Source organism: Pueribacillus sp. YX66, assembly GCF_041725775.1.
Lineage (GTDB): Bacteria > Bacillota > Bacilli > Bacillales > UBA6769 > Pueribacillus.
In genome coordinates this window covers 1-24,203 of the sequence record NZ_JBEUEL010000024.1, presented here as the reverse complement: position 1 = coordinate 24,203, position 24,203 = coordinate 1, and the positions used below count along the sequence as shown (strand labels likewise).

The following is a 24,203-nucleotide window of genomic DNA, read 5'->3' as shown; positions in this document are numbered from 1 at the left end:
ACGGCAAACGTGACGGTTTGAAAATGAGTAAGATTGGACGATCAGCAGCCAAGCTCCTGTCTCGAAAGAGTGGAGAAGGTTCAACGACTAGAGAACACGGTCTACGGCACAACGCTATGACTATGAATCTCGTAGGACAGGAAATCTGTTCGAAGTGCCCAGCCCCTAACTTCATATAAAGAAGGGTGAAGAGATAGTCTATTCTATGACCGAAAGGCATAGTGGCGAAGCAAGCCAACCAAGTACCACAAGGTGTACTTCAGCTACTACGTTAATATTGGGAAATATGAAAAAGACTCTAGCCTTTGGGTTAGGGTCTTTTAATTTAGCTCTATTCTATTTGTTGGGGTAACGATATTATTTTGAATTTTGTCCAAAAAGAAATACACGCATCTCCAAATCTTTTATACTTGAAGTGACGAAAACACAAGATAAAAGGGAATGCATGTACGTGAACCTTAACATGGATTGGTTAGAAGTATATGATAACTAAAAGTGATCCACCATGACAATTGAAAACTGATCCACTCTTGATAGAAAATAACCCTAACGATTCTAGTTAGGGGGATATTCAGGAGTGTGGTTGATAACAATGCAAACATCAACCACGATCTTTCGCTGCATGTGCAGAACGTTAGCGAGTAGATTTCTTTCCATCGTGAATCATATCCTCATCACCAAGTAATTTCCTCGTTATCATTTCCATTAATTTAGTCGGCATTTCATTTATTGATTGAGCTTTCACTTAAAGCCCTCCAAAAATATACGTTCCCATTCTTTATTCTTCAAGTTTAAATGTAACGAAATGTTCCCATTTGTCCCTAACCCTTTTTCATCTGATTCCTAAACAATTTAAGTAATCGGTCGATATAGTTATTAAGACCTAATGAAGGGTTTTTGAATGAGTTAATGATATATTTTAACGTATTTAAGTGTATTGGATTTAACTTTTCAAGTTAGATAGAAAATACAATATTGTAAAAAAACATTGATCGTATCGTTTTTACTTATTTGGTTAAGTTCAGCTAAGTAATTGGGGGAATCAATTTGCTTTTAACAACATGGCGAAGAATTTGGGACTTACATGATCAAGTGAAGGATCTTTTTTTACTTTTTGTGAAACCAAATGTAAGTAAACTGATATTACACGATAAACCGAAATCTACGAATGGACAAGGGGGAGGAAATGAGAAAGAGCCACGCAGTTACACATCACGACAACTCATCGGGTTGTTTTTAGGTCCGCTTTTGTTTTTGCTCACATTGCTTTTTTTCAAGCCTGAAGGCTTGTCTGCTCAAGGTGTGGCTGTTTTAGCAAGTACGATTTGGATTGCAACGTGGTGGATTACGGAAGCGATTCCGATTCCGGTGACGTCGTTGTTGCCACTTGTGTTGTTCCCGTTAACGCAAGGATTAGAGATGAAAGTAACCGCGTCTTCTTATGGGGATGAGACGATTTTTTTGTTTATGGGCGGATTTATGATTGCGCTTGCGATGGAGAAGTGGAATTTGCATCGGCGGATTGCGGTGACGATTATTTCACTGATTGGAACAAATATGGATCGCATCGTGCTTGGATTTATGGTGGCAACTGGCTTTTTGTCGATGTGGATTTCGAATACGGCGACGGCGATGATGATGGTGCCGATTGGTCTTGCCATCATTTATCAAGTGTCTGATGCGCTAAAAGATGATCAGAGCATTGATACGTCAAAAGAAAATTTTGGCTTCGGGAAGGCGTTAATGCTTGGAATTGCGTATTCGGCATCATTAGGCGGGATTGCAACGTTGATTGGAACACCACCAAATACGCTCCTTGCCGGTGCGATTAACACGATGTATGGGATTGAGTTATCGTTTGCCAAATGGATGCTATTCGGTGTCCCATTTGCGTGGATTTTTATTTTGATCGTTTGGTTTTATTTAGTAAAAATTGCGTATCCGTCACAAGTGAAAACGATGCCAGGGGGACGGACGGTCATTGAAGAAGAACAGAAAAAGTTAGGTGCTCCTTCATCTGAGGAAAAACTCGTATTCGTTATTTTTGGTTTAGCTGCGTTTTCATGGATTACACGTACGTTTCTTTTGTCGAAATTTATCGAAGGCTTAAGCGACGGTGTCATCGCGATGATGTTCGCGGTACTGTTATTTATCATCCCGTCGAAAAGTAAAAAAGGTGACTACTTGCTCGATTGGGATACTGCAGTGAAACTTCCGTGGGGAATATTATTGCTGTTCGGTGGTGGTCTCGCGATTGCTACGGGTTTTGTTGATTCAGGGCTTTCGGAATGGATCGGCTCTCAATTGACAGGTCTTCAAGGAGTAAACTTATTTATCGTTATTTTACTTGTTGCAACACTCGTCATTTTCCTAACGGAAATTACGTCGAATACGGCTACGGCTTCAATGATGTATCCAATTATGGCATCGTTGGCAGTGGCGCTTGGTTTTCATCCATACGCATTGATGATTGCAGCAGCGGTAGCGGCGTCTTGTGCGTTTATGCTACCTGTTGCCACGCCGCCTAACGCTGTTGTGTTTGGTTCGGATTACTTGAGGATTCCCGATATGGCGAAAGCGGGCTTTGCTCTTAATGTAACCGGGGCACTATTAGTAACACTATTAATCTATTTTGTTTTGCCTTTCATGTGGGGCATTCAGTTAACAGAAATTCCAAAGATTTTTGTCATAGAGTAGTTATTAGAAGAAGGGGAGAAATTCAATTTTCTCGCCCTTCTTTTTGTAAAAAATAAAGTTCTTTTATCAAGTGCATACGTCTATCTAGTAGTGTAAAAACTTCTATGAAAACTCTTCGAATATAGAAGGCTTGACATTGAGCCTTCACGAGCATGAGTGATTACGCAAAGATGCAGCACTCCTAGTTGTGTAAGGCTTTATAGCTTATCTTGCTCGTCACTCAATGTAAAGCCTTAGTTAATCTCTTTTCATAAAGGGGGAGAGAATACTTTTTGCCCTTAAGTTCATTAGTACCAAGGGTTTTACAGTTTTTCATTAAAAACTTTTGACAATACGGCTTATCCGACTGGGGTGATTGAAATAAAAGTCTTCCAAACTGTGGTGGTAAAGAAGATGATGGAGAAGTCTATTATTGATACGTTTTCTAGCAAACGTGTGTGAGAATGAGTGCGGCTACCTCGATCGTCTTGACCGATGATGAACGTCCGAGAAACGTAAAAAGGGGAAATGAAATGACTACCAATGTCCAAACGTCAACAATTCTGTCCAAAAAGCCAAAAATATGTACGGAGTGAATCGTCATAAAATATGTTTTTATGCTGGCTGTTTGAGCACGCCGCTTTAAAAACAGACTATCGCTCATCAAGTTGCAAAACAAATTCTTGACAAAATCATGCGAAAAGCAGTTCATTGCTATCCACTATACAACTAAAAAATGTGCTTGATTATACATTGAAAATTGAGAGGCAAGTAAAACAAATCGAGGTGCTTTTTACGTTTGAATGAAATCAAGGTGAAAATTGAAGATAAGACTGAAAGTGGAAAAAGTCACAAAAACTAATTGGAACATTATCAAGGTAAACTGAAGATTAACCCGTCAATGGATGTCATCATTCCTTTTGTTTAAAACAAGCTATACGCCCATATACGTGCAAGAAAACTTGATAGAAAGACGAATTGTTTTTATTGGCTACGAAGACATTTATGCTGTTTTTTCACCGTTTCGTTCGGAGTTCGGTTAAGATGTTATTTTGAATAGCTAGTGGCGTTATTTTTACGAAACGTATGATACTCCGATTGAACACGAAAAACATTACAAGTTGATACGGATATGATGTGAACAGAATTTACGAGATTCGTTAGAGAAAGCAACTATATCTGTATCGGCTCATGTTTAACAAAATGACGGACGAATTATTTTCATCACTTCCAGGGCATTTTTCCACGAAAATTTTTCCGTTTTCGATTGGTACGATTAAATGAGCAAACCAATCTGGACAAATGAAAAGAAAAAAATTTCAATCCATCTCTTTTTGTATGGGTACGAATCAATGGACATGCGTCGAGAAGACAGCTTTACATCCATACAAACGGAGAAAACACCTTTCGGTTGAAGAAAAACAAGCGTACGTGCATATTCGTGATGCGATTAAAGCAGAATTACGAAAAATCAATAGCACAATTGGAAGATTATAAACTACGATTTGCAAATTACCCACATGTCAAATCTTAATAATGTCCCAATCGCAACATTAAAACAAAAATCAATCAAGAAATTCATCTCATTGCTGATGAAATTGATCGGGTGATGAGAGGTTAATGTATAAAGTGATTTAGTATGTCATTCATTTGTAAATATCGTCACGTGATTCGATATCTAATACAATAATCACAAATTTTTCGTCAATCACTCTAATAATGATAGTAAAGATTCGATAAGTATTCGTTCATCATTGAGGGGCGAACCTTCAATTAACATTAGGAATCACATATTTTTATTTAGGATGGCGCGTTGTTAGCTTTAACACTTTGATAAAGACATAAACAAGTTTAGTTAAGTCCATAATTTTGTGTTAATCATTAAGTCTATTTTTTGGGGAGAACTTAACCATTCTTCTTGAATTTCGGTTGGTTGATGGGATTGGAAATTAATAACAATTACAAAGTCCGAAATCTTTTATTTTCCTCGCGTCCATTTATTCTATACATCACGATAACTGTCTGTCTGTTCAATATTTTCTAAAAAATTGTAAAAATATTTAAAATTTGGAAGGAATTTGTCATTGTATGTAGAAAAGGGTATATTGCCACACTTCTTTTTAATTAGAACATCATATCACATTGACTCCTCTGAGCGCACAATCCTCGTACATAATCCTCTAGACCTTTTTCCATTGTGAAAAATAGGCGTAATTCTTTTGCAAAAGGGTGAAAGTTATTCGGGCTCCGGTACATAATCTGATTAGTAATGGGGATGAATGATTGCTTAAACTAATTGATACACAAGAATTTTAAAGACTCCGACATATTAAACAGCTAGGTTTATGTATCCAGGTGCAGAACATACAAGGTTCGCACATTCTCTTGGAGTCACTCATTTAATAAGACGATTTATTGACAAAATTTTGAGTCTAAAAGATCCTAGTTTTAAAACGTTTCATGAACAAATTCGGGAACATAGATTACTAGCCTTAACTTCGGCATTCTTACATGATATTGGCATGGACCATTCTTTCATGCAATCGAGTCTACGACAAATATTGATCACGAAAAGTTCTCAAGAGCCATTATCAATGGGGATACAAAAATCAACATGCTACTTAAAACCATCGTTCAGGCTTTCCAAATGAAGTGGGTTTCATCAGAGATGAAAAACGAGAAGTTTCATGAAAGTATATTTCACCCAAATATTATGATTAACGGGAATTGTTTGTAGAAGTTTTTTGATGAAACTGGAACTATTTATGGAAGAAAAAAGTTGCGGAAAATGATTCATCTTGTAAAGAGTTCAAGTGTTGAGTTCTCCTTTAAGTATCAATATCATCATTATGGTCCATATTCAGCGCAGGTACTTGCTGAGCAAAATTTTATCGAAGAAATTCCTGAGTCAAGCGCTTATATATCGGATTACGGAAGAGGGAAAAAAGTTCTAAACAATGCTGGGGACGAAAGGCAAATTCTTTTTTCATTTAGATGCAAGTCTTATTAATGCGTTAGCGAAGAAAAGTTCGCACTATATGCTTTTTACTTGATTCAGGTGATGAACCCGAACAAGCAAGAGTAAAAAAGCAAGCGAATTGAAACCACATTTAGAAACCATATCAATGAAGCGATTCAGTTTTATAATTAGATATTTTGCAATAACTGAAAAGTAGCTACATTTGTAAAAAACGTAGCTACTTTTTGCTTAAATTTTGCAAATCCTCATTCAATTTCCTTGATTCATTGCGAAAATAGAAGTAAAAGCTAAGCCACATGATCGTATAAATGACGATGAATATTATGATGGCTGTCATTACACTTTTTGGGTCTATGGGAACCCATCCGATGCCGAAGGCGAGGATGAAGTAGAGAATTGTGACGGTTACAAAATGCAGGATCGTTTGCATGAAAAGTTTAAGTGATTCGATTTCAAAATAGAGAGAGGCTGCGGAAAAGAACCAACCAGCGAACATGGAGCCAAGCGCGTTTTTTACAAATAAGTGACCGTCGAGTGTTGATTGATCCCCAATCCATACGATACTACACATTGTCAATACAGATAGAAAAGCTCCTAATAAGATCCCAATAACACTTCTAAACAAAAATGTCTTCATTTGTTTTTCCTCCTGTTCATTCGTAGTATTTCTTTAATCTTGCTTACGTAGTGACGTGAGATATATTCTTTTACGCCTGATTTAAAATAGACACATAGCGTGCCGTTGAACGATGCTTCAAAATGACTAAGCTCGTGAAGATTGGCGATGACGGATTTCGAAAGTCGAATAAAACGATTTGTTGGCAGCAACCGTTCAAGTTCGTATAGCTTTTCTTTCACTTTGAACTTACCTTCTGCTGTGATAGCTAAAACGGTATCACCATCCGATTGGAAATAATGAATGTCGTTCGGTTTTAAAATGTGCTGTTTGTCACCACTTTTCCCAACGATGAATTCGATGTTGCGTTCGTTTAGATAATTTAAGATCTCTTGGATCGAGTCGGTCATTTCCTTACATTGGATCGTCACCGTCGTTTCTTCATGCCTTCGATCGATATTTAGTATGACGCGCAATGTTTTTCCCCCTCGCTTCGTTTCTACCCATAGTATAGTGGCTCTCTGAGCGATTGTCTGCTCATTGTCGTTCACATGTTTAATTAAACCGATAAGTTGCTTTTCACCCCCGGTATCTTACAGTCCATTTTCGATTTGACATTTTTCTTGTAATCTAACATGCTGTTATCAGGCAAAACTTATCATTTTTTTACACGCTATTTATAGTCGCATGACTGGACAAGGAGGATCACGATGGAGAGCATACCGATTCATGAAACAAAAACAGTTCAAACCCGGCTTGTATTACCACCCGATACGAATCATTTAGATACGATTTTTGGGGGAAAAGTGCTTGCGTACATTGATGAGATTGCTGCGCTTGCAGCGATGAAACATGCGAGAGGTACGGTTGTGACGGCGTCGATTGACTCCGTTGATTTTCTATCTTCAGCAAAAGCAGGCGACACGCTGACGCTTGAAGCCTTCGTTACATATACTGGCTACAGTTCGATGGAAGTGTACGTGAAGGTGACAGCACACGATCTTCTAAAGGATGAGAAAAAATTAACGACAGAATCATTTGTTACAATGGTTGCCTTAAATGAAAACGGAGAACCGATTCCTGTTCGAAAAGTTCATCCAGAAACAGATGAGGATTGGAAATTGTATGAAACTGCCCCACTGAGAAGGGAGATACGCCAAAAGCGGATAGCAAGCCGTAAAAAGTAGGGGGAATCCTTGTGTTGCCATTTCTTTTTAAATGGAAAAAAATACAAAAGTATTGTGTAATCTGTAAAAATAAAACGGTTGATTCGAGCCGATATGTCGATGATCGGCTTTTTCTAAAAACAAAACTAATCCTTTTTCTTCATGCTCCTTTTTGATATCATAATGAATGAGTATTCATTCACAACAAAGGAGACGACAACTGATGGATTTAGAAAACATGACAATGAAACAAATTTGGGACGAGCTTAGTGTTGTATTTAAAGAGAATCCAGAGCCGCTCGCAGGTTCAGATGTGACGTATGCATTTGACTTATCAGGTGATGATGGTGGTCAATATGGGTTAAAAATTGTTGATGGACAAGCAGAAATGCTTTATGAAGGTCCTTCTGATTATGATTGTCAATTAAAAATGAGTGTGCAAAATTTCAAAAAATTACTTGGAGGGAATTTAAACGCAACGTCAGCATTTATGATGGGTCGATTGAAAGTTGACGGAAAAATTGGTTATGCGTTAAAACTAGAAAGCATTATAAAAAAGTACGATTTTTAAGTAAAAACGATCTGTCATCATCGGGCAGATCGTTTTTTACTAGCGAAAGACCTATACTAAAAGTTTGTTTCAAGATAAAACAGTAAAAATATAAAGAAAAAGACTCTATTAAATTCATACGTCCAGACTATAGAAAAAATTGGTAATAAATAGCTATATTTGAGACAGACAGACACTCTTCTTAGAGAAACATCAAACTTTTTTCAAATAGGGGGGTGTAAAGAACTTTCCTGTTTGGATCAAAAAGTAAAATAAAGTGTGGCAAGCCATCATAGGATGATAACAAGCATTTAAAATGAAGGAGGGTTTCACTTGAAAAAGTCTAAATTTTCGTTACTTTCTGCATTTATAGTCGCTATTCTTGTGCTCTCTGGTTGTTTTAGCGGTGACAAAGAACAAGCGGGTACAGGCGAAGAAGGTGGAAAAGCTGAGAAAAAGGTATTACGAATTAATAACAGTTCTGAACCTGGATCGCTTCATCCTGGTACCGCACAAGGAACGCACGATTCATGGATGCTTGAACATGCGTTTGAAGGGTTGACGAAAAAGACACCAGAAGGTGAAATCGTTGATGGCATGGCTGAAAAGTGGGATAGAAGTGAAGATGGGTTAACGTGGACGTTTCACATTAAAGATGATGTGAAGTGGTCGAACGGGGATCCAGTAACTGCAGAAGATTTTGAATATGCATGGAAATACGCGCTTCATCCTGAAACAGCTTCACAATATGCATATCAGTTATATTACCTTGCAGGTGCAGAGGAATTTAATAGCGCTGAAAATGAAGCGGACTATGCAGAATTAGAAGAAAATGTTGGCGTTAAAGCAGTTGATGAAAAGACGCTTGAAGTTACGTTAGGTGAGCCAACCCCTTATTTTCTTGATTTAACAGCATTTTACACATATTATCCCGTGAATAAAAATGTTCAAGAAGAAAATCCTGACTGGGCGTTAGAAGCGGAATCGTACGTATCAAACGGGGCATTTAAGCTTACCGAATGGAAGCATAAAGAAAGCATGACACTTGAAAAAAATGAACATTATTATGACAAAGATAAAATTAATCTCGATGAAGTTCAGATGGTCATGATTGAAGACGAAAATACAGCTTGGCAAATGTACCAGGCGGATGAACTTGACCTAGCTTATCCGCTCCCAAATGATATCCAAGGTGAGTTAGTTAATTCAAATAATGAAGAGTTTCACAATGCTCCAGATTTAGCGTTGTACTATTACAACTTAAACAATGATGTGAAGCCATTTAACAATCCTAAAGTTAGGAAAGCACTTTCGATGGCGATTGATCGGAAGTCGCTTGTAGAGCATGTTGTTCAAGGTGGACAAAAACCTGCTCTATCGATTATTCCTCCTGGTATTCCTGACGTGAGTGGTGATTTTCAAGAAAATACAGGTGAATTGTTTAAGGAAGATGTTGAAGAAGCGAAAAAGCTACTTGAAGAGGGGCTAAAAGAAGAAGGTATGAATAAAATGCCTGAGTTTACAATTTTGTACAACACACTTGAAGCCCATAAAAAAATTGCTGAAGCGATTCAAGAAATGTGGAGAAAAAATCTCGAGGTCGAAGTTAAACTTGAAAACGCTGAATTCCAAGTGAAAATCGATCGTGAGAAAGCAGGAGATTACGATATTTCACGTGCGGGATGGATAGGAGACTATGTTGATCCGATGACGTTTCTTGATCTGTGGGTGACGGACGGTCCGCATAACGATGCGAACTGGAGTAATGCGGAATATGACGAATTAATTAAAAAAGCAAAAACGACAATGGACGAAAAAGATCGGGCAGATGCGATGCATAAAGCAGAAGAAGTTCTCATTGATGAAATGCCAGTCATTCCAATTTACTTTTACACGAAACCGTACACGGTAAAACCGCATGTAAAAGGTGTTTTTGCACCGATCGATCGTTATCCGCAATTCATTTATGCAGATATTGAACAGTAGAAAATGGAAAGGTTCAGGTGGAATATTCATCTGAACCTTGCTATTCTACAAAAAGTGTTGGGGTGATTCTCATGTGGAAATATACGCTGAAGCGCTTCATGTGGGCAATCGTGACAATCTGGGTAATCATTACAGTTACGTTTTTCATAATGAAAGTCATTCCCGGTGATCCGTTTGCACAAGATGGAGGCTTGCCACCAATCGTTCAAAAAAATTTACACGCACATTATAACTTAGACAAGCCTGAAATTGTGCAATACGGGATGTATTTAAAATCAATTCTCCAATTTGATTTCGGACCGTCGATGAAGCATCGCTCAATCACTGTAAACGATTACATAAAAAAAGGATTTCCAGTCTCTCTTCATCTCGGATTGCAAGCATTGTCAATTGCTATCGCTTTTGGATTAATTTTAGGTGTAATTGCTGCACTCTATCAGAATAAGTGGCCTGATTACGTCTCGATGATCATTGCGATTATTGGAATTTCCGTTCCTAACTTTATTCTCGCAACGTTTCTTATTAATTACGTTGCTGTCCAGTGGAATCTGTTACCTGTCGCAACATGGAAATCGTGGTCACATACGATTTTGCCGACGATTTCGCTTGCGATGATGCCGCTAGCGTATATTGCACGACTGATGCGGTCAAGCATGCTTGAAGTAATGAGTCAAGATTATATTTTAACGGCAAAAGCGAAAGGTCTGAAACAGAGCACGATTATTATTAAGCATGCTATTCGGAATGCGATATTACCCGTTGTCACTGTCCTTGGTATTTTAATGACGAACTTAGTGACAGGCAGTTTTATCGTTGAATACATTTTTGGCATTCCAGGAATGGGAGACATGTTTGTGACGAGCATTTTTAATCGTGATTATTCGGTTATTTTAGGTTCGACAATTTTTTATAGCGCTATTCTCATCTTTTTGATCTTTATCGTTGATGTTGCATATACGTGGATTGATCCACGCATTAAGATCACGAAGGAGAGTAGCTAATGGAACGAGAAACGACATTTACAGAAGATATGTTTGTTCGTGATGAAACGAATCGACAAGAATCGGAAAAAATTTCGCGTCCTCCTGTTTCGTATTGGCCTGATGTGTGGCGGCGTTTGAAAGAAAATAAGCTCGCGATGGTCGGACTCGTCATTATTTTCCTCATATTATTGATGGCCATTATTGGTCCACATTTAAATGAATATTCATATTACGAGCAAGATTTTACGAAAAAGAATGTGTCACCGAATGCGGAGCATTGGTTCGGCACTGATGCTGCTGGACGTGATTTGTTTACACGTGCATGGTATGGGGCACGAATATCGTTGTTTATTGGTTTTATGGCGGCACTTATTGATTTTGCAATAGGAGTGCTGTACGGCGGAATTTCAGCACTTCGCGGAGGACGCACTGATAACATGATGATGAGAATTGCAGAAATTTTATATGCTATTCCGTATATGTTAATGGTCATCCTTATTATGATTGCACTGAAACGAGGCATTTGGCCGATCATTATTGCGATGACGATTACTGGTTGGATTCCGATGGCACGACTCGTTCGCGGTCAAGTGCTTCAGTTGAAAGAGTTGGAGTTTGTCCAAGCGGCAACGGCTATGGGGGCGAAAATGAGTTGGGTGCTTAGAAAGCATATGATTCCGAATACGTTTGGACCGATTCTTGTCAACGTGACATTGACAGTTCCGACGGCAATTTTTGCAGAAGCGACGCTCAGTTTTTTAGGGTTAGGTGTTCCAGCTCCTAAAGCGAGTTGGGGAACGCTTGCAAGTGATGCTCTCGGCAGCATTTTAGTCGGCAATTTTTATCAGCTATTTGTACCCGCGATTTTAATTTCGTTAACGATGTTTGCATTCAATGTGTTTGGCGATGGCTTGCGTGATGCCCTCGACCCGAGATTACGGAAATAACGAGGAGGGACCTGCGATGAAAACATTACTTGAAGTTGAGAATTTGCACGTATCGTTTAAAACGTACGCAGGTGTTGTAAAGGCAGTTCAAGGTGTAAACTTTGTCGTTCGAGAAGGAGAGACGATTGGTATTGTTGGAGAATCAGGTTGTGGGAAAAGTGTGACGGCAAAGTCAATTATGAAATTGTTGCCGTCTCCGCCAGCTTCTTATGAACGCGGATCCATCTATTTTAATGGAAAAAACTTGCTTAAAGTACCGGAAAAAGAGATGCAGATGATTCGCGGCAATCAGATTAGCATGATTTTTCAAGATCCGATGACATCTCTTAACCCGACAAGCAAAATTGGTAAACAAATTATCGAAGCGATCGTCACCCATGAAGAGATAGGGGTAAAGGATGCGAGAAAGCGGGCATTGCACATGCTTAAATTGGTAGGAATCCCACAGCCTGAGAAACGAATGGATCAGTACCCGCATGAATATTCAGGCGGGATGCGGCAACGGGCGATGATCGCGATGGCACTTGCATGCAATCCGAAACTATTGATTGCAGATGAACCAACGACAGCACTCGATGTAACCATTCAGGCACAGATGCTTCAGCTTATGAAATCAATTCAAGAAAAAACGGGCACAGCCATTATCTTAATTACACATGATCTTGGCGTAGTTGCAGAAATGTGTAATCGTGTTGTCGTTATGTATGCGGGAAAAGTTGTTGAAACTGGCCAAGTAAAAGAGCTTTTTGCGAAGCCTGAGCATCCATATACGAGAGGTTTATTGAAGTCTGTGCCAAGGTTAGATACGGAACGGAAAGAACCGCTTCACCCGATTATTGGTACACCTCCAGATTTGTTTGATCCCCCGAAGGGCTGTTCTTTTTATCCACGTTGTCATTATGCCATGCGAATCTGTAAAGAACACGATCCGAATTTAAAAGAAGTAGGAAAATCACAATTTTCCGCATGTTGGCTTCATCACACAATGGCAGATAAGACAGAGTGGTTAAAGGAGGGAAAGACGGTTGATCGTTAAATTGGACGGAAAACATATCGATAATGCAATGAACGGGAATACTTTGAGAAAGACTCCACTTCTTCAAGTGAAAAATTTAAAAAAGTATTTCAATGTCAATAAAAAAAAGCTGAAAGCGGTTGATGGAATCACAGTCGACATTTATGCTGGAGAAACGCTCGGTCTCGTTGGGGAAAGCGGATGCGGGAAATCGACTGTAGGTCGCACGATGATTCGTTTGCATACTCCGACAGAAGGTGAAGTCCTTTATAAAGGTGTCAATCTTTTTTCTCTTTCTGAACGTGAAATGATGAAGATGCGCAGGGACATACAAATCATTTTTCAAGATCCGTACGCATCGTTAAATCCACGGATGACGGTTGAAGAAATTATCGGAGAACCATTTGCAATCCATGGGACATTGCACGGGAAAAAGAAGCGGGAGCGAATTAAAGAGCTTCTAAACCTCGTCGGTTTGCAATCAGAGCATATGAACCGGTTTCCACATGAATTTAGCGGTGGCCAGCGGCAAAGAATCGGGATTGCTAGAGCGCTTGCACTAGAGCCACGATTTATCGTTTGTGATGAACCGATTTCCGCGTTAGATGTTTCGATTCAAGCTCAAGTTGTCAATTTGTTAAAAGAGTTACAGCAGAAGATGGGGTTGACCTATTTATTTATCGCACACGATCTGTCGATGGTAAAATACATTTCTGACCGAATTCTTGTCATGTATTTAGGTAACATGGTCGAACTGACGGATAGTGCTCACTTGTATGACGAACCGCTTCACCCCTATACAAAAGCTTTGCTTTCAGCTGTTCCGATTCCAGATCCAGAAATTAAACGAGAGCGGATCGTCTTGAAAGGAGACGTGCCAAGCCCGATCGAACCACCGAGTGGATGTGTATTTCGGACGCGCTGTCCAGAAGCGATGGACATCTGTGCACGAGTGAAGCCAACGTGGCAAGAAGTAAAACTCGATCATTATACAGCTTGTCATTTATATGAGTAAGGGAAGCGAAAAGCGCTTCTCTTTTTCACTGTTAAGCTGTACTTGAGCGATGCCCCGATGATTCAAGACTAGAAAAAACACAACGTAAGCGAATTGTTCTTGACTGTCATTCGTTCACCCCTTAAACTAGTATAGTAGTTTAGGGGGTGAATTAATTTTGAATGAGAAATTTAAAGAAGCGGCGGAACTGTTTGAAGAAGTGATGATCTACGGAACTGAACGTTTGATGAAATCGATTGATTTACCGCTTTGGTATGAGTATTCTCCTGAACAAATTCAAGTGTTGAAAATCCTCTCTACATATGGGAAGGCGACGAGTAGCAAGATCGCTCAGCTTCAAGGTGTACATAAAAGTGCGATTTCAAGCCGAATTAAAAAACTTGAAGAAAAGAGCTTAATTATGATAAAGCCTGATGAACAAGATCGTCGTTCGAAATTTATTTTTTTAACAGAGAAGGGTGAAAGGATTCTTCAGCTTTCGAATGAAGCGATTTATAAACAGTTTGAAACACTCATTTTAGATCAAGTAGATGAATATGAAATCGACCAGTTTATTGAGATTTTTAGCAAACTGAAAAAGATTTTGCAGTTAAAGGGGATGTAGTTGTTGAGGTCAGTTTTAAAGTTTAGATGGCTTATCGTTAGCTTTTTACTCATAGCAACAGTTGGGCTATTTATGCTTTCACCAAACTTAACGAAACAAGCGGAAGAAGCAGGAACGTTTCAGCTACCAGAAGACGCCGATTCGCGGATTGCAGCTGATATTTTAGAAAAAGCAAATGCAACTGATGAAACGATTTCCGTCGTCTATTCGTTAAAAGAAGGAATGGCAGCCGACAAGAAAGCGGAGATTGAACAAACGAGTAATGAAATTAAGGCGCTTGGAAAACCTGTTGAGGACGTGTTAAATCCGTTTGAAAATGAAGAGCTGGAAAAACAGCTCGTCTCAGAAGACAAAAAGACAGTGCTCATTCCGATTACAGTTGCTGGATCAGAGTCTGATGTGCTCGATCTGACGGAAAAAATTCGCTCAGACATCTTACCGAAAGATGAGGAAGTGTACGTCACAGGTGAAACGATTATTAATCATGACGTTGACATGAGTGCACAAGCCGGATTAAAACGTACTGAAGTGATTACAGTCATACTTATTTTTGCTTTACTGCTTATCGTATTTCGCTCGTTCGTGACTCCGTTTATTCCATTGATTGCCGTTGGAGTTTCGTATTTGTTGAGTCAATCGATCGTTGCCTTTTTCATTGATTGGTTTGGATTTCCTGTTTCGAATTATACGCAAATTTTTCTCGTTGCGGTTTTGTTTGGAATTGGAACTGACTACTGTATTTTGCTATTAAGTCGGTATAAGGAAGAACTGCAAGCCGGTCACTCGATTGAAGATGCAATCGTCAATACGTACAACACAGCGGGTCGGACGTTATTCATTAGTGCGCTTGCTGTATTTATCGGTTTTTCTGCGATTGGATTTGCGGAGTTTCCTATTTTTAAATCAGCAGTAGGCGTTGCGGTTGGAATCGCTGTATTACTACTCGTTCTTTATACGTTAATCCCATTTTTCATGGCATTATTTAAAGACAAATTGTTTTGGCCATCGAAAAAAGCAGCCTCACACCAAGATAGTAAAGTTTGGATCGCGTTCAGTAAAGTTTCTGTTAAGCGTCCTGTCGTCTCCATTTTGATTGTTGCGGCAATAACGGTGCCGATTTTACTTTCGTATAACAATGATATTTCGTATGATATGACTGATGAAATTGATAAAAATTATGAATCTGTGAAAGGTCTTCGTGCGATTTCAGAAGCATTTGGTGATGGGGATTCATTGCCAGTGAAAGTCGTCATTAAGCAAGATTCGGAGATAATTAAAGAAAATGTTGTTCCATATATTGAGGTGTTAAGTAAAGAGATCGAAAAGCTAGACGATGTGAAGATCGTTCGTTCAATTACACGTCCAACGGGTGAAGCGATTGAAGAGATGTATGTCGATCATCAACTTGGGCTAATGGCGGATGGGATGAGGGAAGCGATTGGAGGACTTGAGGAGATTCAAAAAGGACTAACACAAGTGCAAGGTGGACTAACACAAACAGGGAAAGCGATCCCTTCAGGTCGTGAAGCATCGGCAGGAGGGCAGCAGCTTCGTCAAGCAGCTGAAGGCATTGAACAAATTAATGAACAGATCGAAAAGATCACAGGCGGTCTTCAGTTAGGGCTTTCCCCTGAAGAAGCAGCCGGTAGTTTACAAGTGTTGTCTGCTGAACTACAAGGAATAAGCGAAGGTATTAATCTAGCCGCTAGTCAAATCGAACAATCCGGTTCCCAAGTAGGTGAACTCGGAAACGGGTTAAATGAGATGTCCTCAGGTGTTAACGCTTCAGCGAAAGGTCTCGAAGAGATTGGAACGGGACTTACTGAATTACGTAATATGTTAAATGACATGAGTGAAACGGAGATTGTGCGTGACACAGGATTGTTCATACCGAAAGGGACGTTAGACGACGAACAATTTAAACCAATCATAGATCAGTATACGTTTGGCGACGAAACAGGGGCTTTTATTGAAGTGATCCTCGAGGACAATCCGTATTCACCAGAAGCGATTGACACAATTCAAGACATAAAAACAACAATTGAACGGGTCGTTATTGGAACGCCGCTTGAGAATGTTAGCATTACGTATAACGGAGTCTCAAGTATTAATTCTGATCTTAAAGACGTGACGTCAGATGACTTTAATCACTCTGTTACGATTATGCTCATTTGTCTGTTTATCGCACTAGCCATTTTATTCCGTTCTGTCATTATGCCATTTTACATGATTGCGTCTTTACTGTTAACGTATTTTACGTCTGTCGGTGTTGCTGAAATCATTTTTGTCAACATTCTTGGGTACGATGGGATAACATGGGCAGTACCATTTTTCGGATTTGTTATGTTGATCGCGCTCGGTGTCGACTATTCGATTTTCTTGCTTGATCGGTTCCGAGAAGAAAGCATCAATGGGCTAACGGTGAAAGACGCATTAGAAGTCTCGATGGCTAAAATGGGAACGGTCATTATGACTGCTGCAGTTATTCTTGCTGGTACATTTGCTGCGATGATGCCTTCAGGTGTGTTAAGCCTAATTCAAATCGCTACGATTGTCATAACAGGTTTGCTTTTGTACGGTCTTATTATTTTACCACTCCTGATCCCAGCGATTACCGTATCATTCGGGGAAGGCGTTTGGTGGCCATTTAAACAAAGACGTAAAATCTCGGAGACTAGGAAATGATCAGTCTATTCCACTATTGTGGGTAGGTTGCTTTTTTGTTTCTATACAATGGCACAATGATTTAAGACGAGAAAAAACGAAGTGAATCCTTTGGGATTGTCGTGTCGTGTAAGCGATTTTGTTCGTTATACAATATCGATCGTTTAAGGAAAACTACCATAATAAACTAAATAAGGGACTTTTTGGGCGTGTATTTGGTATAGTGTGAGAGTCTTTCTTTATTTTTTATTTAAGTCATAACGAGGGAAGGGGTTTACGACAATGAATCATTGCACAGAATGTGGCGCAAAACGTGGCGAAGAGCAAGCCTTTTGTACCGAATGCGGCGCATCTTTTATCAAATTAGAAAATGGATCTAAAGATGCAGTACAACAGTCGAACTTACAAATGACGTCACCACCAGCGAAAAGCCCGATGTCTAAGCAGGCGAAAATCCTGCTAGGTGTTGCAGGCGGCTTACTCCTAGTTTTGTTAGGTGTGTATCAATGGATGTCAAATTACTATGATCCTGTGAAAGTGTTGCAAGAGATGGATCACGCAGTGATTGACGGGGATAGCAAAGCATTTTTGAAACATATCGAGTTTGATAAAAAGGCAATGTTGGATAAGGAAGAATACTTTGCGTTTATTAAAAAATATGAATGGGAAACGGTCAAGCCACAATTGCTAAATATGATGGAGTCAAAGCAAAAAGCACCGTTCGATTTTACAGTGAAGAGTTCAAATGGCGTGGAACTGTATAAAGTAAAACAGAAGAAAAAGCTTGGGTTATTTTCGTCATACACTTTTCGGGCGATTCCAAGTACATTACATGTTTTTTCAACGATGAATGATACTGTGCTTACGATGAATAAACAAAAATTTAATGTAAAAGAGAACGCATCGCTTGAAATTGAGAAAGTATATCCGGGAACATATAAGTATGAAGCGAAAGCGACGAATTTATTTGGTGATTTTAAAGAAAATGATGAATTTACTGTTCATTCGCGAGATGAAAATGAACTATATATTGAATTTTCGACTGAAACATATGGAATTGAATCTGATCAGATGGATGCGACTCTTTATGTCAATGGAAAAAGTACCGAGAAAACGTTGAAAGAACTAAAACATGTCGGCCCTTTTCCTGATGAAACAGAAGTAAAAATGCATGCGGAGTGGAAAAACCCAAAAGGAAAAGTGATGAAAACAAAAACAGTGACGCAACACGATAACAATTGGGGTACGATTTATTTTGAGTTCGGGTATGACGGACATGTCGATGATTATGCTTTTTCGGCTAGTACTTATGTGCTCAACTTTCGGGATGCGTATGAACAAGCGTTAAATTCAAAAGACTATAGTATCATAGCTTCCTTTATTGAAAAGGGTAGTGCTGCTGAAAAAGAATTAAAAAAATTTATTAATGATCTTGATGATATGGAGTTTCATTATGAGTTTATTAAAAATGATGTGCTTGATTCTGACTTATCAGATGATGATGTGTATAAAGTGACAACGAGAGAAAAGTTTACGTATACTCATTACGAAAAAGGCAAAGAAGAAGTCACCGATTATGATCGTGAAAAAGTGTATCACGTCAAAGTGACAGATGACGGTTATAAAATTGCAAAAATTGATTACCGCGAGACAGATCGTAACAAACATTAATGAAAGAAGGATGATCGTAGAATGCTAGTTTGTCAGCAATGTAATCATGAACAACAGTCAGGGAAATTTTGTGGGCAATGCGGCGGAGCTCTCGCCGAACAGTCAAGAACGGAAACTGCAAAGACAAATAGTGAAACGAGTGAAGCGGAAGCCGCAGTGGCAACTGAAACGACAGTAGCTCCTGTGCAACAGAAAAACTCATTTCAAACGTATGTTACATTTATTGTCAACCTTTTAAAAAATCCAACCCGTGCGTTAAAATTGAATGAAAATCAGTTCGGATATGGTCTGATTACGATGGCGATTTATGCTTTCGCTTATGCGCTTGCGAATTATTTTCTAGCGAATAAAATGGTAAAGGAAATGTTCGGACCGTTAACGCCTTCGTTACCATTCTTTGACTTAACTGTGCCATTATTTTTCTTCATTATTCTTTTTACCGTTGGGGCATTTATTAGCACATTTGCAGCCACAAAGCTAATGAATAACAGTTCATCCATAAAAAATATACTTGCTCAGTTTGGCGGATTGCTTGTTCCTTTTATGCTTATTAACGTTGCGATGATTTTATTTGGAATTGTGGGTATGGCTAAGTTTACAATCGGAATGACGAATTTGTCACTTTTATTTTCCGTTTACTTTTTGCCCGTTTTGCTTGCTTTTCATAAAGGAACGGAATTAAAAGGAGAGCAAAAAGTTTATTTTAGTCTAGGTGCAGCAGCTCTCTCGATGCTTATTTCCTACATTATCATCCGTCTAGCAATTCTCGATTTCTTGGATAAATTTGATCACGTCTATTCTTGGTTTTAAACCGAAATACAAAAAATCGTCTCCTCACCGAATGGAGACGATTTTTATTATAGGTTTACATCAGCCGTCACTCGTTGAACGACAGTAAGCACTTCATCTCGTGACATTTTTTCTTTGCCTTTTTTTAATGCTTGTAATGTCGAGTGTGCGAGTTGCAACGGAATGTTACAAAACATTTGGATATGGGTATCTTGAATATTTTCCATATATCGATCAGCTTTTTTTAAGTTGTTTTCCGCGTATTCGAACATATCTTTACGGTCCCAATCTTCTGGCATGAAACTGACACCACGTTCATCGTCCTCGTCTTGATTGCGCAAAATGTTAACTGCTTGGAGACCTCTTCCAAAAGCGATCGCTAACTCACGGTCAGTTTCGGTATTGTCATGCCATTGCCATAAATCTGATAGCATGCAACCGACAAGACCTGCAACGTAATATGTATAGTCATCGAGGTCAGCTTTAGTTCGGATCACCCAATTCCGCTTCGCCCATTTTGCCATACCTTCAGCCATTTCACTCGTGGCACTTTTAACTTTACCCACAATGTCCGTTGGACATAGTTTAAGCCAATCACTGAGTCGGTTTGTTACAGCGGGAAGCTTCATATGATAAGGCTCGATTATTTTTTTGTACGCTTGCTCATCAAACGGCTTTTTCAAAAGCTCGCTAATGGAAAGCAGTAAAGCTTGTTTTGTTTCATTTTCTAATGATTCATGATCTTCAATTTCATCAATCGCTCGCATACATAAGTATGCTGAGGCGACAGTATCTTTTAATTTTGATTTTAAGAACGTAATCGGGATGAAAAACGTACGGCTTGTCTTTTTTAACATGTCCATCGATTCTTGGTGTAATGTTGTCATCTTACTTTAAAATGCCTCTTTTCTAATCAGTCTACATACCCATCTTCACTATATCGTAGTTTCTGTTAAAAAGAAATGAAAAGGAAAAATTGTCGAATATCGTTAATAATTACGTGAATACGACAGTCAAATGGATGACTGTCGCTTGGCTATGCTTTGCACTTAACACTTTACTAACTGTGGGTACGGAACTAAATAAATCATATTTCATGGTGATAACTTGGGATTCTACCAATCATAATCATCTTCAAATCTATAGTCGACTAACAATGTGCCCGCTTCTTTTTTAAACGTTTCTTTTAGTTCCGTATCAAACTCTTTTTTCCAATCGCCTATTTTTCCTGAACGGAACGTTGCCGATTGCTCAGGCCGCTGATTAGCGATCATGTTCGAGACGATTTGCTCATAAGAACAAGGCGGTGTCGTATCTTTCCATAAAAATTGAACGAGTTTTAATAATGTTTGCCGTTGGAACTTTTCTGATTTTCTTAAATCCTCATATGATACAGCAAATGGGGTTGGATCGTTGATCCATCCATAAAAAGGGGAAATAAAAACAGAAAAAGATGGCCAAGTTTCTTTTTCACCATGTAATAGTTTTAACATCCTTTCTTTCGATGTCATGTTTGGATTTTGGAATCGTTCATGGAAGGGATGTTCTATCCACTTATTTTTAATAAAATAATTCAACGAAACAAGTACATCGCGCGGATCACGATAAATGAAAATATGCTTCATATTCAACTGACGAAGCATTTGAGTATATTGAGGCGTGTAAAAGATATGACCTAATCCAAATTCATTTTTTTGAAGTTTGCGCAGGCGGCTTTTGTGTTCCGCATATACATTGCGAGGATCAAGTTGCCAATGTGAAAAGATTTTTTTTTCTGGATCTGTGATGTCCATTGAGATATTCGGCATGCCCGTTAACAATTGATGTAGAAAAAATGTGCCACTTTTTGGCACAGACGACATTAAAAACGGTGCAAGATTGGTCACTATCTATCTCCCTCCTTGATAACATCTCTATTCACATACAGCTGTATTGAAAGGTATAGTTATCTTGACGACTACGTTGATTTTTTATTTTCGTTGTGCATGACAACGATGTTCTTAACGGTTACAAAATAAAGGTGAAATTTTGGTATAGTAAATTTGCAGATGTTGTTGAACTCTGCCAAAGTAAGGCTAAAAAATGGTAAGATGATTTTGTCGGATGGAGGAAGAGAGGGAGAGTGTCGTTGAGTAAACCGATGTATTGGGTTTTATGGGCTATTGCCCTCATATCAATCAATGTATTTGTAATTCCGTTAGCATTTTTTACTTCTTCTGAAGAAGAAACTGGATTTATAACAGAAATGTTACTCATGCTTCTCGTTTTATTGTTATGTAATCTTGCAACAATCCAATTGTTTTTAGCAGCAATGAAGGAAAATCAACAAGGTTTTTCACAAGGTTTGATTGCTGCAGGATTTTTCGTTTTGTCGATGTTTTTCATATGGCAAGGGATTGCAGTTCGCTTTGCGGTTTTTGTGCTCGTCGCCAGCATTGTCGCTGCTGCAATTTTATTTGTACTCGAATTGTATAGCATGATGAGAGGGAATCGCAATGTATAAACTTATGAAAAAATATTTATTTGCACTTGATCCTGAAACGGCTCACGAGCGGACAATATTAGCTTTAAAAGTAGCGAAACAGACAAGAATGACGGGTGTTTTACGTTCACGATATACGGTAAAAGATGAGCGGCTTCACTCTAAGCTTTGGGGGCTGCACTTTCCAAATCCAGTTGGACTAGCTGCGGGCTTCGATAAAAACGCTGAAGTGTATGAATCGCTAGCGGCGATTGGCTTTGGCTTTGTCGAAGTCGGAACGATTACTCCGTTAGGACAGTCGGGAAATACCAAACCACGACTTTTTCGTTTAGTAGAGGATGAAGCGGTTATTAACCGAATGGGGTTTAATAATGAAGGAGCAATGAAAGCTGCCGAGAATCTCCAACATTACGCGAATGCGGGTATCCCAATCGGGATTAATATTGGGAAAAATAAAGTGACACCTAATGAAAATGCTACAAATGATTACGCTACTTGTTTAGACATCCTTTATCGATACGGTCATTATTTCGTCATTAATGTAAGTTCTCCAAACACACCGAATTTACGAGATTTGCAAGAAACAGAAGGTCTTCGGCAACTCGTGAGAGGCATTCAAAAGAAAAAAGCGGAGCTCGAGAAAAAGGGAACTGTATCGAAGCCGATTTTATTAAAGGTCGCACCAGATATGGCTGATGAACAAATGCGTGATGTTGTTCAACTTGCTGCATCTGAAGGGTTATCTGGGATTATTGCGACAAACACAACTCTTTCGCGTGAAGGTCTGCAAAATGAAACGATGAAACATGAAGCAGGAGGGTTAAGTGGTAAGCCGCTCACTGAACGGTCTACCGCTTGGATTAGAGAAATCTATGAAGAAGTTGGCGACAACATTCCGATTATTGGTGTCGGCGGTATTTTTAACGGCAACGATGCGTATGCAAAAATTCGTGCAGGAGCAAGTCTCGTTCAAGTGTATACAGGGATGATTTACGAAGGTCCTGGAATAGTTAAAGCGATCAATCAAAGACTGATCGAATTGTTAGAGCGAGATGGATTGACGAACATTCATGAAGCAATAGGAGTCGACGCACGACGATCATAGGTCGTGATGTCGATCGATTTTACGCTTCATTTTTCGTTGATGTGTGGGTTATCATAATATACGTACAGTTGCGGTTTCTTTAAATCATCTATAATGTACGCTTCACTGCTTATTTTACGAAGTTGATTGTACATTGCGAAATCTCCTGCTGCTCCTCCAATTAAAAGAGCCGAAACAGAAATAAGCATCCCGTTATTAAGATAAATGCCAATTAGAAATGGCAATAGACCTGTTAGCCAAAACGGAAGTAACAGCGCTTTTTTCATCGCACGATTACGAAGCGTTTTTTTCGTACCGGCATACGCCACACCAAGTTCGCGGTTCACTCCGTAAACGAGATCGCTCCATCTGCATTTCCCCCAAACTATAAACCCGAGTAGATGAAAAAGTTCGTGTAGAACAATGCCGATGACATAAAGAAGGATAAAAAAAAGAAACTTCATAAAAGAAATTGAAAATGTGATTTCTGAATGAAAAATTGCTGCTAAAAAAAAACCAGCAAAAATGGTTGCAAACGTAAGGATAAGCATTTGAATTTGTATTTTTTTCATATTAAATGTAATCGTGTGATCAGGGTCTCTCGGTAGTTCCATCGTAAGCTCCTTTACTTTGTTTATTAGGTCGACATTATAGGCATTCAGACGTTGTTTTCATTGTTCATCTTATTATACCACTATACTTTAGTGTGGGGCTTAATATCCGATGGTCTAGTATTAACAATGAAATGATTTTTTTCAACCCCTCCACATGCCATTTTCATGAACACAAAGAACAACATACTGTCCTACGGACTTTCTCATTATCTTTTCTTGAATTGCATAAGCGGAGGGAGCAGTTCACAAAGCAATTTCCATATATCGATAAATACAATAACCGTATATGTGTAATATTTTACTCGGGGGATATTTTCACCTTATTTACTAGCCAAAAAAGAGAAGGCACTCTATCATAAAA

Annotated in this window: 21 protein-coding genes; 16 read left to right on the top strand and 5 right to left on the bottom strand. The window is 38.9% G+C overall.

Annotation, left to right across the window (positions count from 1 at the left end):
* Nucleotides 1-1,047 precede the first annotated feature (1,047 nt).
* The 3 genes from ABU914_RS11065 (at nucleotide 1,048) to ABU914_RS11055 (ending at nucleotide 5,327) form a co-directional block, all read left to right on the top strand.
* Nucleotides 1,048-2,697: an SLC13 family permease gene (locus ABU914_RS11065; RefSeq protein WP_379669792.1), complete on the top strand. Its 1,650-nt coding sequence runs from the start codon at nucleotides 1,048-1,050 to the stop codon at nucleotides 2,695-2,697.
* A gap of 1,281 nt (nucleotides 2,698-3,978) precedes the next feature.
* Complete coding sequence (locus ABU914_RS11060) at nucleotides 3,979-4,173, top strand: hypothetical protein (protein WP_379669791.1); 195 nt, start codon at nucleotides 3,979-3,981, stop codon at nucleotides 4,171-4,173.
* An 848-nt stretch (nucleotides 4,174-5,021) separates the two neighbouring features.
* Entirely contained in the window at nucleotides 5,022-5,327 is a 306-nt protein-coding gene (locus ABU914_RS11055) for an HD domain-containing protein (RefSeq protein ID WP_379669790.1), read from the top strand.
* 546 nt (nucleotides 5,328-5,873) lie between these two features.
* On the opposite strand, the gene ABU914_RS11050 is transcribed toward ABU914_RS11055, so the two are convergent.
* A complete protein-coding gene (locus ABU914_RS11050) occupies nucleotides 5,874-6,293 on the bottom strand; it encodes a DUF3021 domain-containing protein (protein ID WP_379669789.1) in 420 nt (139 codons plus the stop codon).
* Nucleotides 6,290-6,748: a LytTR family DNA-binding domain-containing protein gene (locus tag ABU914_RS11045; RefSeq protein WP_379669788.1), complete on the bottom strand. Its 459-nt coding sequence runs from the start codon at nucleotides 6,746-6,748 to the stop codon at nucleotides 6,290-6,292. The genes ABU914_RS11050 and ABU914_RS11045 overlap by 4 nt, the downstream gene beginning before the upstream one ends.
* A 234-nt stretch (nucleotides 6,749-6,982) precedes the next feature.
* On the opposite strand from ABU914_RS11045, the gene ABU914_RS11040 reads away from it, so the two are divergent.
* From ABU914_RS11040 to ABU914_RS10990, 11 genes are all read left to right on the top strand, one after another.
* Nucleotides 6,983-7,459, top strand: a complete 477-nt coding sequence (locus ABU914_RS11040) for an acyl-CoA thioesterase (RefSeq protein WP_379669787.1) — start codon at nucleotides 6,983-6,985, stop codon at nucleotides 7,457-7,459.
* Between the two features lie 202 nt (nucleotides 7,460-7,661).
* The gene (locus ABU914_RS11035) at nucleotides 7,662-8,009 is read left to right on the top strand and encodes an SCP2 sterol-binding domain-containing protein (protein WP_379669786.1); all 348 of its coding nucleotides are present in this window, start codon (nucleotides 7,662-7,664) and stop codon (nucleotides 8,007-8,009) included.
* A gap of 312 nt (nucleotides 8,010-8,321) precedes the next feature.
* Nucleotides 8,322-9,974 (top strand): peptide ABC transporter substrate-binding protein, encoded by a 1,653-nt coding sequence (locus ABU914_RS11030; RefSeq protein WP_379669785.1) that lies wholly within the window; start codon nucleotides 8,322-8,324, stop codon nucleotides 9,972-9,974.
* 71 nt (nucleotides 9,975-10,045) lie between these two features.
* Nucleotides 10,046-10,975, top strand: coding sequence for an ABC transporter permease (locus ABU914_RS11025; RefSeq protein WP_379669784.1), 930 nt, complete (start codon nucleotides 10,046-10,048; stop codon nucleotides 10,973-10,975).
* Nucleotides 10,975-11,904, top strand: coding sequence for an ABC transporter permease (locus tag ABU914_RS11020; RefSeq protein ID WP_379669783.1), 930 nt, complete (start codon nucleotides 10,975-10,977; stop codon nucleotides 11,902-11,904). Before ABU914_RS11025 ends, ABU914_RS11020 begins: the two co-directional genes overlap by 1 nt.
* A gap of 16 nt (nucleotides 11,905-11,920) precedes the next feature.
* Entirely contained in the window at nucleotides 11,921-12,940 is a 1,020-nt protein-coding gene (locus tag ABU914_RS11015; RefSeq protein WP_379669782.1) for an ABC transporter ATP-binding protein, read from the top strand.
* Between the two features lie 28 nt (nucleotides 12,941-12,968).
* The gene (locus ABU914_RS11010; RefSeq protein ID WP_379669814.1) at nucleotides 12,969-13,934 is read left to right on the top strand and encodes an ABC transporter ATP-binding protein; all 966 of its coding nucleotides are present in this window, start codon (nucleotides 12,969-12,971) and stop codon (nucleotides 13,932-13,934) included.
* A 157-nt stretch (nucleotides 13,935-14,091) separates the two neighbouring features.
* Entirely contained in the window at nucleotides 14,092-14,538 is a 447-nt protein-coding gene (locus tag ABU914_RS11005; RefSeq protein WP_379669781.1) for a MarR family winged helix-turn-helix transcriptional regulator, read from the top strand.
* 3 nt (nucleotides 14,539-14,541) lie between these two features.
* Complete coding sequence (locus ABU914_RS11000) at nucleotides 14,542-17,223, top strand: MMPL family transporter (RefSeq protein ID WP_379669780.1); 2,682 nt, start codon at nucleotides 14,542-14,544, stop codon at nucleotides 17,221-17,223.
* Between the two features lie 261 nt (nucleotides 17,224-17,484).
* Nucleotides 17,485-18,873 carry a TcaA NTF2-like domain-containing protein gene (locus ABU914_RS10995; protein WP_379669779.1) on the top strand — a complete coding sequence of 463 codons (1,389 nt, stop codon included), beginning with the start codon at nucleotides 17,485-17,487 and terminating at the stop codon, nucleotides 18,871-18,873.
* Between the two features lie 21 nt (nucleotides 18,874-18,894).
* Nucleotides 18,895-19,683, top strand: coding sequence for a hypothetical protein (locus tag ABU914_RS10990; RefSeq protein WP_379669778.1), 789 nt, complete (start codon nucleotides 18,895-18,897; stop codon nucleotides 19,681-19,683).
* A gap of 47 nt (nucleotides 19,684-19,730) precedes the next feature.
* Here ABU914_RS10990 and ABU914_RS10985 read toward each other — a convergent pair whose 3' ends face one another.
* Nucleotides 19,731-20,549 (bottom strand): squalene/phytoene synthase family protein, encoded by an 819-nt coding sequence (locus ABU914_RS10985; protein WP_379669777.1) that lies wholly within the window; start codon nucleotides 20,547-20,549, stop codon nucleotides 19,731-19,733.
* Between the two features lie 228 nt (nucleotides 20,550-20,777).
* Nucleotides 20,778-21,548 (bottom strand): sulfotransferase domain-containing protein, encoded by a 771-nt coding sequence (locus ABU914_RS10980; protein WP_379669776.1) that lies wholly within the window; start codon nucleotides 21,546-21,548, stop codon nucleotides 20,778-20,780.
* Nucleotides 21,549-21,790: 242 nt separating this feature from the next.
* On the opposite strand from ABU914_RS10980, the gene ABU914_RS10975 reads away from it, so the two are divergent.
* Entirely contained in the window at nucleotides 21,791-22,165 is a 375-nt protein-coding gene (locus ABU914_RS10975; protein WP_379669775.1) for a hypothetical protein, read from the top strand.
* Entirely contained in the window at nucleotides 22,158-23,249 is a 1,092-nt protein-coding gene (locus tag ABU914_RS10970) for a quinone-dependent dihydroorotate dehydrogenase (protein WP_379669774.1), read from the top strand. The genes ABU914_RS10975 and ABU914_RS10970 overlap by 8 nt, the downstream gene beginning before the upstream one ends.
* 26 nt (nucleotides 23,250-23,275) lie before the next feature.
* Here ABU914_RS10970 and ABU914_RS10965 read toward each other — a convergent pair whose 3' ends face one another.
* Complete coding sequence (locus ABU914_RS10965; protein WP_379669773.1) at nucleotides 23,276-23,842, bottom strand: DUF3267 domain-containing protein; 567 nt, start codon at nucleotides 23,840-23,842, stop codon at nucleotides 23,276-23,278.
* Between the last annotated feature and the right edge of the window lie 361 nt (nucleotides 23,843-24,203).

Bases quoted from the DNA above. Each gene is read 5' to 3' on its own strand.
- ABU914_RS11060 (WP_379669791.1), top strand. From the start codon at position 3,979: ATGAAAAGAAAAAAATTTCAATCCATCTCTTTTTGTATGGGTACGAAT.
- ABU914_RS11055 (WP_379669790.1), top strand. From the start codon at position 5,022: ATGTATCCAGGTGCAGAACATACAAGGTTCGCACATTCTCTTGGAGTC.
- ABU914_RS11050 (WP_379669789.1), bottom strand. From the start codon at position 6,293: ATGAAGACATTTTTGTTTAGAAGTGTTATTGGGATCTTATTAGGAGCT.
- ABU914_RS11040 (WP_379669787.1), top strand. From the start codon at position 6,983: ATGGAGAGCATACCGATTCATGAAACAAAAACAGTTCAAACCCGGCTT.
- ABU914_RS11035 (WP_379669786.1), top strand. From the start codon at position 7,662: ATGGATTTAGAAAACATGACAATGAAACAAATTTGGGACGAGCTTAGT.
- ABU914_RS11025 (WP_379669784.1), top strand. From the start codon at position 10,046: ATGTGGAAATATACGCTGAAGCGCTTCATGTGGGCAATCGTGACAATC.
- ABU914_RS11020 (WP_379669783.1), top strand. From the start codon at position 10,975: ATGGAACGAGAAACGACATTTACAGAAGATATGTTTGTTCGTGATGAA.
- ABU914_RS11015 (WP_379669782.1), top strand. From the start codon at position 11,921: ATGAAAACATTACTTGAAGTTGAGAATTTGCACGTATCGTTTAAAACG.
- ABU914_RS11010 (WP_379669814.1), top strand. From the start codon at position 12,969: ATGAACGGGAATACTTTGAGAAAGACTCCACTTCTTCAAGTGAAAAAT.
- ABU914_RS10995 (WP_379669779.1), top strand. From the start codon at position 17,485: ATGAATCATTGCACAGAATGTGGCGCAAAACGTGGCGAAGAGCAAGCC.
- ABU914_RS10990 (WP_379669778.1), top strand. From the start codon at position 18,895: ATGCTAGTTTGTCAGCAATGTAATCATGAACAACAGTCAGGGAAATTT.
- ABU914_RS10985 (WP_379669777.1), bottom strand. From the start codon at position 20,549: ATGACAACATTACACCAAGAATCGATGGACATGTTAAAAAAGACAAGC.
- ABU914_RS10970 (WP_379669774.1), top strand. From the start codon at position 22,158: ATGTATAAACTTATGAAAAAATATTTATTTGCACTTGATCCTGAAACG.
- ABU914_RS10965 (WP_379669773.1), bottom strand. From the start codon at position 23,842: ATGGAACTACCGAGAGACCCTGATCACACGATTACATTTAATATGAAA.